The organism is Stagnihabitans sp., assembly GCF_964946895.1.
In genome coordinates, this window is the sequence record NZ_CBBQHX010000001.1 from 179,168 (window position 1) to 193,257 (window position 14,090).

Below are 14,090 nucleotides of genomic sequence, written 5' to 3' on the forward strand. Positions count from 1 at the left end.
GGGTCAGAGGCGTCCGAGCCGTTCGGTCAGCAAGGCAAAGAACCCGTCGGCATCGACCGAGCCCATGAACATCGCATTGGCCTTTCGGTCCGTAACCCCCCACCAGTCGGCAACTGTCATGCCAAGCGTCAGATCAGACTGCGTCTCGATCTCGACGTTGATGTGGCGGCCCTTGAAGAGGCCGGGTTGCAGCAGATAGGCGATCACGCAGGGGTCGTGCAGCGGCGCGCCTTCCGAGCCGTATTTGGCCATGTCGAAGCGTTCAAAGAAATCCGCCCATTCGGCAGCGACGCGTCCGACATTGGTGCCTAGCGCGCGGAAGCCTTCCACGCGCGCGCGGTTGGTGACAACCTTGTGGGTGACGTCCAGCGGCATGACGACCAGAGGAACTCCGGATTGGAACACGATTTCAGCGGCTTCCGGATCGACATAGATGTTGAATTCGGCTGTGGGCGTGATGTTGCCCACTTCGAAATAGGCCCCGCCCATCAGGACGATCTCCTGCACCCGGCCCACGAGGTCGGGCGCCTTCAGAAACGCCGTCGCGATATTCGTTAACGGCCCCAGCGGGCATAGGGTGACCGTGCCCGACGGTTCATGCCGCAGCGTCTCGATCAGGAAATCCACGGCGTGCTGCGGGTGCAGGCTCATCGTCGGCTCAGCCATCACAGGGCCGTCCAACCCGGTCTTGCCATGCACATGCTCGGCCGTCACCAGCTTGCGCTTCAAGGGCGCATCGCAGCCGGCAAAGACCTTGGTCTGCGCCTTGCCGGCAAGCTCGCAGATGATGCGGGCGTTGCGTTCGGTCCAGGTCAGCGGAACATTCCCGGCGACGGCACAGATGCCAAGGATATCAAGCTCTTCCGGGCTGGCCAGCGCCAGCAATATGGCGAAGGCGTCGTCTTGTCCGGGGTCGGTGTCGATGATGATCTTGCGCGGATGGCGTGTCATGGCGGGCTCCTGTTTGGCGTCATCCAACACGGGCCGTGATCAATTGTCCATCCGGTCTGCCGCCCCGGGTCCCGTTTCATCCGGGTTCAAATATCCCACGGGGGGCCGGGGGTGTGAAACCCCCGGGGGATGGGTCTTGCGGGGCGGCTGACTGCGGGGCACCTCTGGGAACATCCCCTGAACATGATGACGGCAACGACGGGCGCTCCTTGAATTTTCGTAGAAAATTCGGGTCTTACGCCGGCTTCAGCTTGTCTTCGGCCCGGGCGCGGTTCCACAGGGCGTCCATCTCGGCCAGGTCCGACTGGTCCGGGGTCTTGCCCGCCTCGCCCAACCAATCCTCGATCTTGCCAAAGCGCCGGGTGAACTTGGCGTTGGCGCCGCGCAGGGCGGCTTCAGGGTCAACCCCCATGTGGCGGGCAAGGTTGGCCATGACGAACAGCAAGTCGCCCATTTCTTCGACGACTTCGACCTCGGACAATTCATTGCGCGCTTCGACCAGTTCGGCGATTTCCTCGCGCAGCTTGTCCAGCACCTCGTCGGTCGAGGGCCAGTCGAACCCGACGCGGGCTGCGCGTTTCTGCAGTTTGACCGCGCGGGTCAGAGCCGGCAGGCCCAAGGCGACACCGTCCAGTACGCGCGCCCCGCCCTTGGCTGCCCCGCGTTCGGCCGCCTTGATCCGCTCCCAGTCCACGGTCTGCTGGGCCGAGGATTTGTCGCGGCTTTCATCGCCGAAGACGTGCGGGTGGCGGTGCAGCATCTTGTCAGAGATGGCTCTGGCCACATCGTCGAAGCCAAACAGCCCGGCCTCTTCGGCCATTTGCGCGTGGAAGACGACCTGCAACAGCAGGTCGCCCAACTCTCCGGGCAGCTCTGCCCAGGCCTCGCGCGCGATGGCGTCGGCCACTTCATGGGCCTCTTCGATTGTGTAGGGGGCGATGGTGGCAAAGGTCTGTTCGATATCCCACGGACAGCCGGTGGTCTTGTCGCGCAAGCGCCGCATGATTTCACGCAGACGCGCAATTTGACCATTGGGCCCGCCATCCGCGTCACGAACCAGCGCATCAGAGTCAAGAACCATTGCCGATCCCTTCATTTTCAGATTTGATCAAAGGGCAAAATCAGGAGAGTCCCATGCCCGTCCTCAACCGTATCGCCGCTTATGCCGAGGAAATGAAGGGCTGGCGGCGGCATCTGCATCAGCATCCGGAACTTTCCTTCGACTGTGTCAACACGGCAGCCTTCATCGCAGAGCGTTTGCGCGAGATTGGCGTCGATGAAGTTCACCCCGGCATCGCCAAGACAGGCATCGTCGCCATCATCAACGGCACCGGACCGGGGCCCACCATCGGCCTGCGCGCCGACATGGACGCCTTGCCGATTGTCGAGATTACCGGGGCTGATTATGCCTCGACCATCCCGGGCAAGATGCATGCCTGCGGCCACGACGGCCATGTGACCATGCTGCTGGGGGCGGCGAAGTACCTGACCGAGACGCGCCGCTTTGCCGGCCGCGTCGCGCTGATCTTCCAGCCGGCCGAGGAGGATGGGGCGGGCGGGCAGGCGATGGTGCAGGCGGGCATCATGGACAGCTTCGACATCGCCCAAGTTTACGGCATCCACAACGCGCCCAACATGCCCTTTGGCCATTTCTTCACGACACCGGGCGCATTGATGGCCTCGGTCGATACGGCGTTTGTCTACATCACCGGCAAAGGTGGCCATGGCGCCACACCCCATGATTGCGTGGATCCGGTCGTGGCCGTGGTTGGCATGGTGCAGGCGATCCAGACCATCATCCCGCGCAATGTCTATGCGCTGGATGAGGCGGTGATTTCGGTCACCCAGATCCACACCGGCACCGCCTCCAACATCATCCCCGAGGAGGCGATGTTCTGCGCCACGATCCGCTCTTTCAAGCCGGATGTGCGGGCTTTGCTGAAGAAGCGCTTTTTTGAGATCGTCGAAGGTCATGCGGCGGCCTACAATGTCAAGGCGCGCATCGACTACGACTGGGGCTATCCCGCCACGATCAACACCGAAGCCAACGCTGGCTTCGCCACCGAAGTGGCCGCCGAAATCTCGGGCCCCGATGCCGCCCATGGCAATGCCAACCGCGAGATGGGGTCAGAGGATTTCAGCTACATGCTGGAAGCCCGCCCCGGCGCCTATCTGTTCCTCGGCACCGGCCCGGGCGCGGGCCTGCATCACCCGGCCTTTGACTTCAACGACGAGGCCGCCCCGATTGGCGCCTCGTTCTTCGCGCGGCTGGTGGAGCGGGCGCAACCTTTGGCTTGATCGCTGCGGGAATCAGGGCAAGACTGTTGGCATCAGAAAGAGGTTTCTTATGCGCAAATGGCTTGTTCTGGCCGCCCTGATTCCCGGCATGGCCCTCGCGTCTCCGCAAAATGGTGTCATGGTGAACCCGGCAGGCGATGTCTTGATCGTCAGCAAGGCCACCGCCAGCGGCTTTGATTTTTCGTTGGTGACGGGGGGGACGGATGGCGGCAATGCCTGCGCCGAGGGCGACACCGCCTGCCTGCAGATCGACGGGCATGCCGATGCTGCGGCCAAGGGCTTCACCTATATTTACCCTGCCGACGATCACAGCCGGATCTTCTTTGCCGAGGCCAGCGGGGGCGTGAAGATCCTGTCGACCATTGGTGATCTTGGCACCGGAACCGCCAACCGGATGCTGAAAGCGGGGTTGAGCGGGGTCTATACCCTGTTGTCCGACCCGGGGTCCACCTCGGGCAATTCGGCCTCGTTGAATGCCACCGGCACCGACAGCAGCGCCACCACCACCAACGTCGCGACCGAGGAATTTCATTTCTTCAAATCGCCCACCGGCAACATCGTCTGCGCGTTTGACGTCGGCGATCAGGTCAGCGTGCGCTGCGATCTGTTGCAGTTGAACCGCAGCTTCACCAACCAGCCCACCGACTGCGGCGAGGATTGGGGCGACAGTTTCGGGGTTGGCGAAACCTCCAAGCGGGGCGCGTTGCTTTGCCACGGCGATACCGTCGCCGACCCATCGGCCGAGGTGCTGAACTACGGCAGCACGCTCAGCTATTTTGGCATCGCCTGCGTCTCGTCCAAGGCCGGGATGACCTGCCAGAACAATGGTGGCCATGGCTTCAGCATCGCCCGCAAGACGCAGACGGTGTTCTAAAGGATGAAATCGCCGGCGGTCAGGCTGTAAAGTCCCCAGAGCCGGATCACCGCGTCGGCCTGACCGTCGCCGGTGACATCCATCTCGATCAGCGTGGCGCCGCCGGATTGCACCGCGTGCAGCTGGCCCGCCACGCCAGAAAAGCCCGCGCTGCCGATGAAGGTGAAGACATCCGACGCCGCTGCATTGCCCCGGATGGCGTCGATGGCCGACAGGTTGATGCGATCCTCGCCCTGCGCGAAGTCGGTGATCGTGTCGGCCCCGGCCAGCGCGGCGCCGCTGTGGCCAAGGCTTGAGAAGACGAACGTGTCGCTGCCTTGTCCGCCGGTCAGCGTATCGCGACCAAACTCGCCGCGCAGGATGTCGTCGCCGTCATCGCCATAAAGCCGGTCGGCGCCTTGTCCGCCGCGCAAAAGGTCATTGCCGTCGCCGCCTGACAAAGTGTCGTTGCCCGCCCCGCCCAGCAATCGGTTGTCACCCGCATTGCCGGTCAGGCTGTTGTCCAGCGCATTGCCCGATCCGTTCAGGTCGGACGCGCCTTTCAGGACCAGAACCTCCAGCCCGTCTTCCAGATGGAACGAGGACCAGGCCAGCACCGTGTCCACCTCGGCCCCGGTGTCCAGGATCCGGGTCAGGGGGCTGTCGATCAGATAGGTGTCACTGCCGCCTTGGTCGAGGATCTCGCCGCCCACCGCATTGCCGCGCGCGTCGACCGTGTCATTGCCAAGGCCCATGGTCAGATCACCGCTCAGGTGGCCACCGGCGAAGCGGTCATTGCCCGCCCCCAGATCGACGTCGCCCGTAAGGGTGCCGGTGTTGCGGATCACATCATCCGCCCCACCGACAGAGGTGATGTCGCCCAGAATTTGCCCGGCGTTCGTCAACCAGAAGTGGCCTGAGGCCGTGATTTCAATCGCTGTTCCCAGACTGCCGATCGTGCCGGCGTTGCTGACATGTACCGCGTCGCCCTGCACCAGAACGGCGCTTCCCGAAGCCTGCAGCGTGCCAAGATTGGCAAGACGCGTCGCATCGGCGTCGAGGCTGACAGCATGGGTGCTGCCGAGGATCAGGCCGGTGTTGCTCAACTGATCGGCAAGGCTGTCCAGCGCAACGCCGATATCTGCCGCGATCCGGCCCGAGGTCACGATGCTGTTGCCGCCGCCTGCCGTGGCAATCGCCGTGCCCGCGCTGGCGGTGATTTGTCCGGCCGCATCCAGATGCGCACCACCGCCCGGGCCGCCGATCGTCAGCGCCGTACCCGAGGTGTCCGACAGGACTTGGCCGGTGGCGGTAAGAGAAAAGCTGACGTTGTAATCCACCGCCACGCTGTGCAGGTAGACATAACCCGCAAAGCTGATCGCCGTGGCCCCGGCAACACCCAGATCTGACAGCACCACATCCGGCATCACCAGCGAGGCGTTCGGCGTTACGATCAGCCGATCACCGGCATGAAAGCTGGTCAGGCCAAGCCAGGTCGCGTCGTTGGTGATCAGATAGGTCGTCATGGCGGCTCCTTAAAATCCGATGTCGGAAATTAAGGGGATTTTAACGTATTGGCATCATCAAACAAGCAAAGGTTGAGAATGTGCTTAATTGGTTAAAATGCCCTGCGCCCGATCTGGCGCCCGATCTGGCGCCCCGTCTGGCGCCCCGTCTGGCGCCCCATCACACCCGGCCCGCGGCATCAGCCGGCGGTGGCGCGGGCTCTGCCACGGTCAGCGGGGCGGGTTTGGGCCGGCGCTGGTGCGGGGCGGGCTTGGGCACCGACAGTTTGCTGGGGAACAGGCCATCTTCGGTCAAGACCACGACATGGGTGCCATCGGGCACGCGGTTGTATAGGTCCATCACGTCCTGATTGATCATCCGAATGCAGCCCGAAGAGGCGTTGTGCCCGATGCTGTCCCATTCCGGCGTGCCGTGGATGCGGTAGCCGTAGTCGACGCCATTTGTCTTGAGGTACAGCGCCCGCGCGCCCAAGGGGTTGGTCAGGCCTCCGGGCTGGCCATGGGCGTAGCGGGACAGTTCGGGCCGTCGGGCGATCATCTCGGGCGGCGGGGTCCATTGCGGCCAGGTGGTGCGCCCGGTGATGTCGGCCTCGCCTGACCAGCCGAAACCGGCCTTGCCCACGGCGATGCCATAGCGCAGCGCACGGTTGCGTGCCGTAACAAGGTAAAGGTGCTTGGTGGATGGGTCGATGATGATGGTGCCGACCGGTTGCGCGGTGGGATAGGTCACGTCTTGCTGCAACATGTCGGGCGGAACTTCGGCCACCGGAACCGGCGGCACGGTGAAGCCATGGTCGGGCACGGCCGCGTAATGCGCCGCCGAAGCCGCTTGCGCCACAACCGGAGCCGTCATCAGCGCCGGATCATCACAGGCCGCCAACGTCAGAAGGGCAAAGGCCCAGATGCCACCTTGAAACGTCTTAACCATTGTCGTCGCCCCAATTCTTTCTGAACCGAAACCGCAAAAGATCCCGGTTCAGAAACGCTAGTGCAGGCATGGCCCAAGGTCAAAGACCGATCCTTGCCGGTGAAGACCCATCACAGGGTGGTGCGCAAGTGCCATAGCTCGGGGAACAGTTCCACCTCCAGCATCCGCTTGAGGTAGCTGCCCCCCGAGGTGCCGCCCGTGCCGCGTTTCATGCCGATGACGCGGGTGACGGTGGTCAGGTGGTTGAAGCGCCAGCGGCGGAAATAGTCCTCGAAATCGACCAGCTTTTCGGCCATTTCATAGGCTTCCCAATGGGTCTTGGGGTCACGGTATACCGTCTCCCACACGGCCAGCACGCCGGGATGGCTAGTCCAGGTCTGGCGCAGATCGCGGGTCAGCACGTCCTGCGGCACCGGCAGACCCGAGCGCGCCAGATGCCGCAGCGCCTCGTCATACAGCGTCGGGCGGGCAAGTTCGGCCTCAAGCTTGGCCAGAATGTCGGGCCGGTGAGCATGCGGGCGCAGCATGGCGATGTTGCGGTTGCCGACCGAATATTCGATCAGCCGATATTGCCAGGACTGAAAGCCCGAGGATTGGCCCAGACTGTCGCGGAAGGTCGTGTAGTCTGAGGGCGTCATGGTCCGCAGCACGTCCCACGCGTTGTTGAGCTGTTCGAAGATGCGGGCAATGCGGGCCAGCATCTTGAACGCCTCCCGCGCACGGCCCTCGGCAATCATCCGGCGGGCGGCGTCAAGTTCATGGATCGCCAGCTTCATCCACAATTCCGAGGTCTGGTGCTGAATGATGAACAATAATTCGTCATGGGCGGTGGACAGCGGCTCTTGCGAACCAAGGATGCGGTCGATCCGCAGGTAGTCGCCATAGGACATTCGTCCGTCAAAGGACATCTGCGCGCCATCTTGGGCGGGGTCGTAAGTGGTCATGTTGGATCTCCTGAAGGGGGGAAAGGCGGCGGATCAGGCCGCGCTCTGGCCATCCAGCACCGAAAACGCCCCGATCTTGCGCCACTGGGCAACCCAGCCGGACGGGCGGCAGAGGGGCGGCAGGTTCAGCATTTCGTCAACCCCAAGGCCGTGCAGACGCCGGGATCCAGCGTGGACTGCCCGGTCGTGATCCCAAATGATCCCGAGAAGGACCAGACAGCCCAGCCCACACCCGCCGCCTCTGCCGCGCGGCGTTTGTCGGACAGGAAGCGGTCGTGGCTGTCGGGGTCGATCTGCTGGCCTGCCGCATCCAGCCAAAGCGCGCCAAACTCCCCCAGAAACAGGCGCCTGCGCGGGATGGCATGAGCGTCGGCCCAGGTGACAGCCTCGGTGATCGGGCTGACCATGTCATTGCGGCTGTGCGCCGCGTAATCGAGGACAATCCGCTTCAGTGCCTTGGCCGTGGCGGCCTTGGCCACCGGCCCCGTTGCCGCAGCGGCGCGTTTCAGCCCTTGCGCGATGATGTCGGCCGCCTGCGCCTTGGTCAGCCTTTCGGATGGATATGGCAGTCCTTGCAGGAACATCAGGGGGCTGTCCGTCCAGTCTGCGCCCTGGTGGCTGAAGGTGAACGGGTCGTAGGTGTGAAAGCTCCACAGCACGTTGTCGTCGGCCAAGGCGGCGGGGTCCAGCACCGACAGCCCCTTCGATCCGCCCCAGCAGGCACCTGACAGCACAAGCGGCAGCTTGGGCGCGGCCGTTCGGGCCGTATCATGCAGGCGTTTCAGTTTGGCGGGCCAGTCGGACTTCGACGGGTCGGAATAGATCGCGTCGCAATCCTGCGTCGGCTCGTTCATCACCTCAAAGGCGGTGCGGTCGGGGTCAAGGTCGGCAATCCTGGCCGCGACCGTGGCCACTATACGCAGGTAGTCGTTGAAGTGATCCGGGCTGGTCAGGATGCCATCGACGTCCCCCACCTCGCCCGCATGGGGATAGACATGCAGGTCAAGGATCACCTTCAGCCCGGCCGCCTGCGCCTCCAGCACCCGTTGACGCAGGTTGTCCAGCAGTCCCGCCTCACGCGGCGTGCCGGCCAGCGCCAGCACGGGCGAGGGGTCGGCGGCGATGCGCACCGTGTCAAAGCCGTGGTCGTGCAGGGCGGCGAAAGCGCCCGCGGGGATGTGGCGCGGATAGTCGGGGTAGATGTCAAGGAAGCCCGGATTGCCGACGATGTCTGCCGTGCCTTGCCATTCGACCCAGATATCGGTGGAAAAGCCGCGTTTGGGCGCAAACCGGTCCGCCGCCGTCTCTGCCGACGCGGGCAGGGTGCCGAGGGCGGCACAGAGCGGGGCAATCCAGCGCATCCTCACCATTGCAACACCATCGCCCGGTTCAGTGGAGTGTCCTGCGGTCCCTGTCGGGGATCAAGCCCCGGAATGTCGCTGATCTCTGGTGCCAGACGCCAGCCGTGGCGGGCGAAAAAGCTTTGCGCGTGGCGGCTGGCCAGAACGTGCAGGCGGGACAGGCCAAGCGCCTTGGCCTCGGCAAGGATGGCTGCATAAAGCGCATCAGCCACGCCCTTGCCCATCACCTCTGGCCGCACGAAGGCCATGTTGAGGTAGCCGGACGCCTCCAGCATCATGAAACCCTGCAGGGTGCCGACGTCCGCCACGAAGGTAATGTGCTGGTTGAGCCAGTCGCCGTAACCCGCTGGCATGGCAGGGTCTTTCAGCCAAATGCTCCGTTCTTCGGCCGAATACCGTTCCGCCGCACCGACCTGCACTGCCGCGACGAAGACGTCGCGGCAGGCCTGCGCATCGGCAAGGCGGAAGCGGCGGATCATGTCACCTTCGAACGCGCCTTGAACTCGGGCCTGTCCCAGGACCGGGTCGTCATGATCCGCGCCAGGATCGCCACTGCGCCATCAACCTCTGCCGCACCGACATAGAGCGGGGTGAAGCCAAAGCGCAGGATGTCGGGGGCGCGGAAGTCACCGATCACGCCTTCCGCGATCAGCGCCTGCATGATGGCGTATCCTTCCGGATGGCGGAACGAGACCTGGCTGCCGCGCATGGCGTGATCGCGCGGGGTGACCAGTTCCAGCATCGGGCAAGCCGCCTCGACCCCGGCGATGAAGCGATCGGTCAGCGCCAGCGAGGCGGCACGCAGGTCATTGAGGTCCACCTGATCCCAGATGTCCAGCGCCGCCTCCAGGGCTGCAAGTTGCAGGATCGGCGGGGTGCCGACGCGCATCCGCTCGATCCCCGGGGCAGGGCGATAGTTGCGGTCAAAGGCGAAGGGGGATTCGTGGCCAAGCCAGCCCGACAGCGCCGGTTGCACCTGATCGGCATGACGGGGCGCCACATAGATGAACGCCGGACCGCCGGGACCCGAGTTCAGGTACTTGTAGCTGCAGCCCACTGCGAAGTCGGCCCCCCCGGCAGCAACGCCCACCGGGAACGCCCCCGCCGAATGGGCCAGATCCCAGATGATCAGCGCGCCCATCTCGTGCGCCCGCTTGGACAAGGCCGCCATGTCGTGCCGCCGCCCGGTCTTGTAGTCGACCTCGGTGATCATCACCACCGCGACCGTCTCGTCGATGGCCGACAAGACCGCCTCGGGGGCCACTGTCTTCAGCGCATAGTCTCCGCCCAGCGTCCGGCACAGGCCCTGCGCCATGTAAAGGTCGGACGGGAAGTTTCCGGTGTCGGACAGGATCACCCGACGCTGGGGCGCAAGGTCCAGACAGGAGGCCAGCGCCTGATAGACCTTGATCGACAGCGTGTCGCCCATCACGACATGGCCCGGCTCGGCCCCGATCAGCTTGGCAATCCGGTCGCCCACGCGCGAAGGCATCTCCATCCAGCCGGCCTTGTTCCAGCCCCGGATCAGCATCTCGCCCCATTCTGCCCGCATCGTCTCGGCGACCCGCGCCGCGGCCGCGACGGGCAAGGGCCCCAGCGAATTGCCATCCAGATAGATCACGCCCGCGGGCAGGTGGAATTGCCGCTTGGTCGCGGCGAAGTCGGTTGTCATGGTACTCTCCCTTTGGTGCAGGCTACCCCGAAACCCGAGATTGCGAAACCACCTATTCCTTTAAGCTTGAAATGATCCAAGGCCGATTGCAAGCCTGACCTCCATGTCATTGGCGACGCTTCATCGAACATTTGCGAAATTGACGCTGCGGCGCAGGATAAGGTTGCATCCGGTTTCCGCCATGATATGCCAAAAAACGGTAAACAGCCCTTTGGTCCAGGGCTGAACGGATAGGGGGAGAGCGCGTGAAGATCGGTGCTTTGACAGAGATTTTTCCGGGCGAGAATCGCGTAGCGATGACGCCGGATTCAGCGTTGCAGCTGATGAAGCTGGGGCATATTTGCGTTGTTCAGGCGGGGGCAGGGGCGAAGGCCGGCTTCTCGGACGCACTCTATGCCAAGGCGGGGGTAGAGGTTCTGCCCGACGCTGCGGCGGTGGGGGCTGCCGCGGATGTGCTGGTCAAGGTGCGCGGGCCCGAGAAGGCCGAGGCCGAGGCCCTGCGCGACGGGCAGACGCTGATCAGCTTCTTCTGGCCCGCCCAGAACCCCGAGCTGCTGGAGATCGTCAAGGCCCGTGGCGCGACCGTTGTTGCGATGGATATGGTGCCGCGGATTTCGCGCGCCCAGAAGATGGACGCGCTGTCCTCGATGGCCAATATCGCGGGATACCGCGCGGTGATTGAAGCCGGGTCGAACTTCGGGCGCTTTTTCACGGGGCAGGTGACGGCCGCGGGCAAGGTGCCTCCGGCCAAGGTGCTGATCGTTGGCGCCGGCGTGGCGGGTCTGGCGGCGACCGGGACCAGTGTGTCCTTGGGGGCCATCGTCTATGCCTTTGACGTGCGGCCGGAAGTGGCCGAACAGATTGAATCGATGGGTGCCAACTTCGTCTTCCTCGACTTCGCCGAGAAGGCGCAGGACGGCGCGGCGACGGGGGGCTATGCAGCGCCCTCCAGCCCAGAGTTCCGCGAAGCGCAGCTCAAGAAGTTCCGCGAGCTTGCGCCCGACATGGATATCGTCATCACCACCGCCCTGATCCCGGGCCGTCCTGCGCCCAAGCTGTGGACGGCGGACATGGTGGCGCTGATGAAGCCCGGCTCGGTCATCGTCGACCTTGCGGCAGAGCGGGGCGGCAACTGTGACCTGACGGTGCCCGATCAGAAGATCGTCAGCGACAATGGCGTCACGGTGGTCGGCTACACCGACTTCCCCAGCCGGATGGCGGCACAGGCCTCGACACTTTATTCCACCAACATCCGCCATATGCTGACGGACCTGACGCCGAAGAAAGACGGTGTCATTGTCCACAACATGGAGGATGACGTGATCCGGGGCGCCACCGTCGCCAAGGCCGGCGCCATCACTTGGCCGCCACCCCCGCCCAAGATTGCGGCGATTGCTGCGCAAAAGCCGAAGGAAAAGGCCAAGGAACTGACGGTCGAAGAAAAACGTGCCAACGAAGTGGCGGCGTTCAAGGCGCAAACCCGGTCCCAAGTCACGCTTCTGGCCGTCGGCGGCGGGCTGATGCTGCTGGCAGGGATTTATGCGCCGGCGGCCTTCATGGCGCACTTCATTGTCTTCGTGCTGTCGGTCTTCATCGGCTTCCAAGTCATCTGGAACGTCTCGCATTCCCTGCACACGCCCCTGATGGCCGTAACCAACGCGATTTCCTCGATCATCATCCTTGGGGCGCTGATGCAGATCGGGTCCGGTTCTTACCTTGTGATCATTCTGGCGGCGGTGTCGGTCTTCATGGCGGGCATCAATATTTTCGGCGGTTTCATGGTGACACGGCGCATGCTCGCCATGTTCCAGAAGTCGTAAGGGAGAGCAGAAATGGGTTTCACAACATCGGCTTACGTCGTTGCGGCGGTTCTGTTCATCCTGTCTCTTGGCGGCCTTTCGGGGCAGGAAAGCGCCAAGCGCGCCGTCTGGTACGGCATCGCGGGCATGGCGCTGGCGGTGGTCGCCACGCTGATCGGCCAAGCGGCCTCTGGCAGCTTCTTCACTGTGCTGTCGGTGGTCATGCTGGCGGGGGGCGGCGTCCTGGGCGCCTATGCCGCCAAGCGCGTGCAGATGACCGAGATGCCACAACTTGTGGCCGCGATGCACTCGCTGGTCGGCCTCGCCGCCGTGTTCATCGGCTTCAATGGCGCGATCGAGGCGGCCCGGGTGGCGGGTCTGGATGAGACGGCACGCGCCGCATTGACCGGCTTTGCCGCGATCCTGGCCGAGAAATCGCCGGTCGAACTGACGATCCTGCGGGTGGAGACGTTCCTGGGCGTGTTCATCGGGGCCGTGACCTTCACCGGTTCGGTGATTGCCTATGGCAAGCTGGCCGGCAAGGTCGATGGCAAGGCCAAGAAGCTGCCCGGCGGACATGTGCTGAACGCTTCGGCGGCGGCCATCTCCTTGGTGCTGCTGGTGGTCTATATCCAGACCGGTTCGGCCTTCGCCCTGATCGGGATGACTTTGGCCGCGCTGTTCATCGGCTATCATCTGATCATGGGGATCGGCGGCGCGGACATGCCGGTCGTGGTGTCGATGCTCAACAGCTATTCCGGCTGGGCGGCGGCGGCGATCGGCTTCTCGTTGTCCAATGACCTGTTGATCGTGGTGGGCGCGCTGGTCGGCTCTTCGGGGGCCATCCTGAGCTACATCATGTGCAAGGCGATGAACCGGTCGTTCATCTCGGTGATCCTCGGCGGTTTCGGCGGCACCACGGGGCCGGCAATGGAGATCACAGGCGAGCAGGTGGCCATTGACACCGAAGGTGTGGCGGCGACGCTGAACGATGCTGACAGCGTCATCATCATCCCGGGTTACGGCATGGCCGTGGCGCAGGCGCAGCAATCCGTCTCGGAACTGACGCGCAAGCTGCGCGCCAAGGGCAAGAACGTGCGCTTCGCCATCCACCCGGTGGCCGGCCGTCTTCCCGGCCACATGAACGTGCTGCTGGCCGAGGCCAAGGTGCCCTACGACATCGTGCTGGAGATGGACGAGATCAACGACGACTTCCCCAACACGGACGTCGCCATCGTCATCGGTTCGAACGACATCGTGAACCCGGCGGCACAAGAGGACCCCAACTCTCCCATCGCGGGGATGCCCGTGCTGGAATGCTGGAAGGCCAAGACCGTGATCGTGCTGAAGCGCGGGCAGGGCACGGGCTATTCGGGGATCGAGAACCCGTTGTTCTACAAAGACAACACCCGGATGTACTATGGCGACGCCAAGAAAAGCATCGACGCGCTTCTGCCGCTGATCGCCTGACCTGACCAAAGTAGGGTGGGGTTCAACCCCACCCTACGGATCAGCCGCCGCGCCGCTGGTCCAAATCCTGCATTCACCACCATCCGGCCCTGCCGGATCAACGGTCCCAAGGCCGCGCAAACGGTCCGGCACAGCCGAGGCCTATGCCGCGGCATCAGGCTCTTTGCGCGTCGCCGCGACCGCTTGGCGCAACACGCCCTGCACGGCACGCAACGCCGGGCGCATCGTCTTCTCCCGCGCCAGTCAGGCCCGGGGCTGAACCGTTCGGTCACGCAGGTGCCGCCGTTC

At 64.0% G+C, this 14,090-nt stretch carries 12 protein-coding genes; 4 read left to right on the plus strand and 8 right to left on the minus strand.

The window, feature by feature from the left end; translation table 11 throughout:
* Window positions 1–3: 3 nt before the first annotated feature.
* Complete coding sequence (locus AC1Y2B_RS00930) at window positions 4–951, minus strand: nucleoside hydrolase (protein ID WP_482251157.1); 948 nt, start codon at window positions 949–951, stop codon at window positions 4–6.
* 235 nt (window positions 952–1,186) lie between these two features.
* A complete protein-coding gene (gene mazG, locus AC1Y2B_RS00935) occupies window positions 1,187–2,032 on the minus strand; it encodes a nucleoside triphosphate pyrophosphohydrolase (RefSeq protein ID WP_482251158.1) in 846 nt (281 codons plus the stop codon).
* A gap of 53 nt (window positions 2,033–2,085) precedes the next feature.
* Here mazG and AC1Y2B_RS00940 point away from each other — a divergent pair, with 53 nt between their 5' ends.
* Window positions 2,086–3,249 carry a M20 aminoacylase family protein gene (locus AC1Y2B_RS00940; protein WP_482251159.1) on the plus strand — a complete coding sequence of 388 codons (1,164 nt, stop codon included), beginning with the start codon at window positions 2,086–2,088 and terminating at the stop codon, window positions 3,247–3,249.
* A gap of 49 nt (window positions 3,250–3,298) precedes the next feature.
* A complete protein-coding gene (locus tag AC1Y2B_RS00945) occupies window positions 3,299–4,123 on the plus strand; it encodes a DUF6636 domain-containing protein (RefSeq protein ID WP_482251160.1) in 825 nt (274 codons plus the stop codon).
* Here the strand turns inward: AC1Y2B_RS00945 and AC1Y2B_RS00950 are convergent.
* The 6 genes from AC1Y2B_RS00950 to kynU form a co-directional block, all read right to left on the minus strand.
* Window positions 4,120–5,628, minus strand: a complete 1,509-nt coding sequence (locus AC1Y2B_RS00950) for a calcium-binding protein (protein WP_482251161.1) — start codon at window positions 5,626–5,628, stop codon at window positions 4,120–4,122. The two genes, AC1Y2B_RS00945 and AC1Y2B_RS00950, sit on opposite strands and share 4 nt — an antisense overlap.
* Window positions 5,629–5,788: 160 nt before the next feature.
* Entirely contained in the window at window positions 5,789–6,556 is a 768-nt protein-coding gene (locus tag AC1Y2B_RS00955) for a L,D-transpeptidase (RefSeq protein ID WP_482251162.1), read from the minus strand.
* A 110-nt stretch (window positions 6,557–6,666) separates the two neighbouring features.
* Window positions 6,667–7,500 carry a tryptophan 2,3-dioxygenase gene (gene kynA / locus AC1Y2B_RS00960; protein ID WP_482251163.1) on the minus strand — a complete coding sequence of 278 codons (834 nt, stop codon included), beginning with the start codon at window positions 7,498–7,500 and terminating at the stop codon, window positions 6,667–6,669.
* Window positions 7,501–7,625: 125 nt separating this feature from the next.
* Window positions 7,626–8,861, minus strand: coding sequence for a glycoside hydrolase family 5 protein (locus tag AC1Y2B_RS00965; protein ID WP_482251164.1), 1,236 nt, complete (start codon window positions 8,859–8,861; stop codon window positions 7,626–7,628).
* A 2-nt stretch (window positions 8,862–8,863) separates the two neighbouring features.
* The gene (locus tag AC1Y2B_RS00970) at window positions 8,864–9,340 is read right to left on the minus strand and encodes a GNAT family N-acetyltransferase (RefSeq protein WP_482251165.1); all 477 of its coding nucleotides are present in this window, start codon (window positions 9,338–9,340) and stop codon (window positions 8,864–8,866) included.
* Window positions 9,337–10,533 carry a kynureninase gene (gene kynU / locus AC1Y2B_RS00975; protein ID WP_482251166.1) on the minus strand — a complete coding sequence of 399 codons (1,197 nt, stop codon included), beginning with the start codon at window positions 10,531–10,533 and terminating at the stop codon, window positions 9,337–9,339. Before kynU ends, AC1Y2B_RS00970 begins: the two co-directional genes overlap by 4 nt.
* A 245-nt stretch (window positions 10,534–10,778) precedes the next feature.
* Between kynU and AC1Y2B_RS00980 the strand changes: the two genes are divergently transcribed.
* Both AC1Y2B_RS00980 and AC1Y2B_RS00985 read left to right on the plus strand, forming a co-directional pair.
* Window positions 10,779–12,353, plus strand: a complete 1,575-nt coding sequence (locus AC1Y2B_RS00980; RefSeq protein ID WP_482251167.1) for a Re/Si-specific NAD(P)(+) transhydrogenase subunit alpha — start codon at window positions 10,779–10,781, stop codon at window positions 12,351–12,353.
* Between the two features lie 12 nt (window positions 12,354–12,365).
* Complete coding sequence (locus AC1Y2B_RS00985) at window positions 12,366–13,802, plus strand: NAD(P)(+) transhydrogenase (Re/Si-specific) subunit beta (protein WP_482251168.1); 1,437 nt, start codon at window positions 12,366–12,368, stop codon at window positions 13,800–13,802.
* Window positions 13,803–14,090 lie beyond the last annotated feature (288 nt).

Excerpts from the sequence above, each read along its gene's own strand:
- AC1Y2B_RS00930 (WP_482251157.1), bottom strand. The coding sequence starts at position 951 with ATGACACGCCATCCGCGCAAGATCATCATCGACACCGACCCCGGACAA.
- mazG (WP_482251158.1), bottom strand. The coding sequence starts at position 2,032 with ATGGTTCTTGACTCTGATGCGCTGGTTCGTGACGCGGATGGCGGGCCC.
- AC1Y2B_RS00940 (WP_482251159.1), top strand. The coding sequence starts at position 2,086 with ATGCCCGTCCTCAACCGTATCGCCGCTTATGCCGAGGAAATGAAGGGC.
- AC1Y2B_RS00945 (WP_482251160.1), top strand. The coding sequence starts at position 3,299 with ATGCGCAAATGGCTTGTTCTGGCCGCCCTGATTCCCGGCATGGCCCTC.
- AC1Y2B_RS00950 (WP_482251161.1), bottom strand. The coding sequence starts at position 5,628 with ATGACGACCTATCTGATCACCAACGACGCGACCTGGCTTGGCCTGACC.
- AC1Y2B_RS00955 (WP_482251162.1), bottom strand. The coding sequence starts at position 6,556 with ATGGTTAAGACGTTTCAAGGTGGCATCTGGGCCTTTGCCCTTCTGACG.
- kynA (WP_482251163.1), bottom strand. The coding sequence starts at position 7,500 with ATGACCACTTACGACCCCGCCCAAGATGGCGCGCAGATGTCCTTTGAC.
- AC1Y2B_RS00965 (WP_482251164.1), bottom strand. The coding sequence starts at position 8,861 with ATGCGCTGGATTGCCCCGCTCTGTGCCGCCCTCGGCACCCTGCCCGCG.
- AC1Y2B_RS00970 (WP_482251165.1), bottom strand. The coding sequence starts at position 9,340 with ATGATCCGCCGCTTCCGCCTTGCCGATGCGCAGGCCTGCCGCGACGTC.
- kynU (WP_482251166.1), bottom strand. The coding sequence starts at position 10,533 with ATGACAACCGACTTCGCCGCGACCAAGCGGCAATTCCACCTGCCCGCG.
- AC1Y2B_RS00985 (WP_482251168.1), top strand. The coding sequence starts at position 12,366 with ATGGGTTTCACAACATCGGCTTACGTCGTTGCGGCGGTTCTGTTCATC.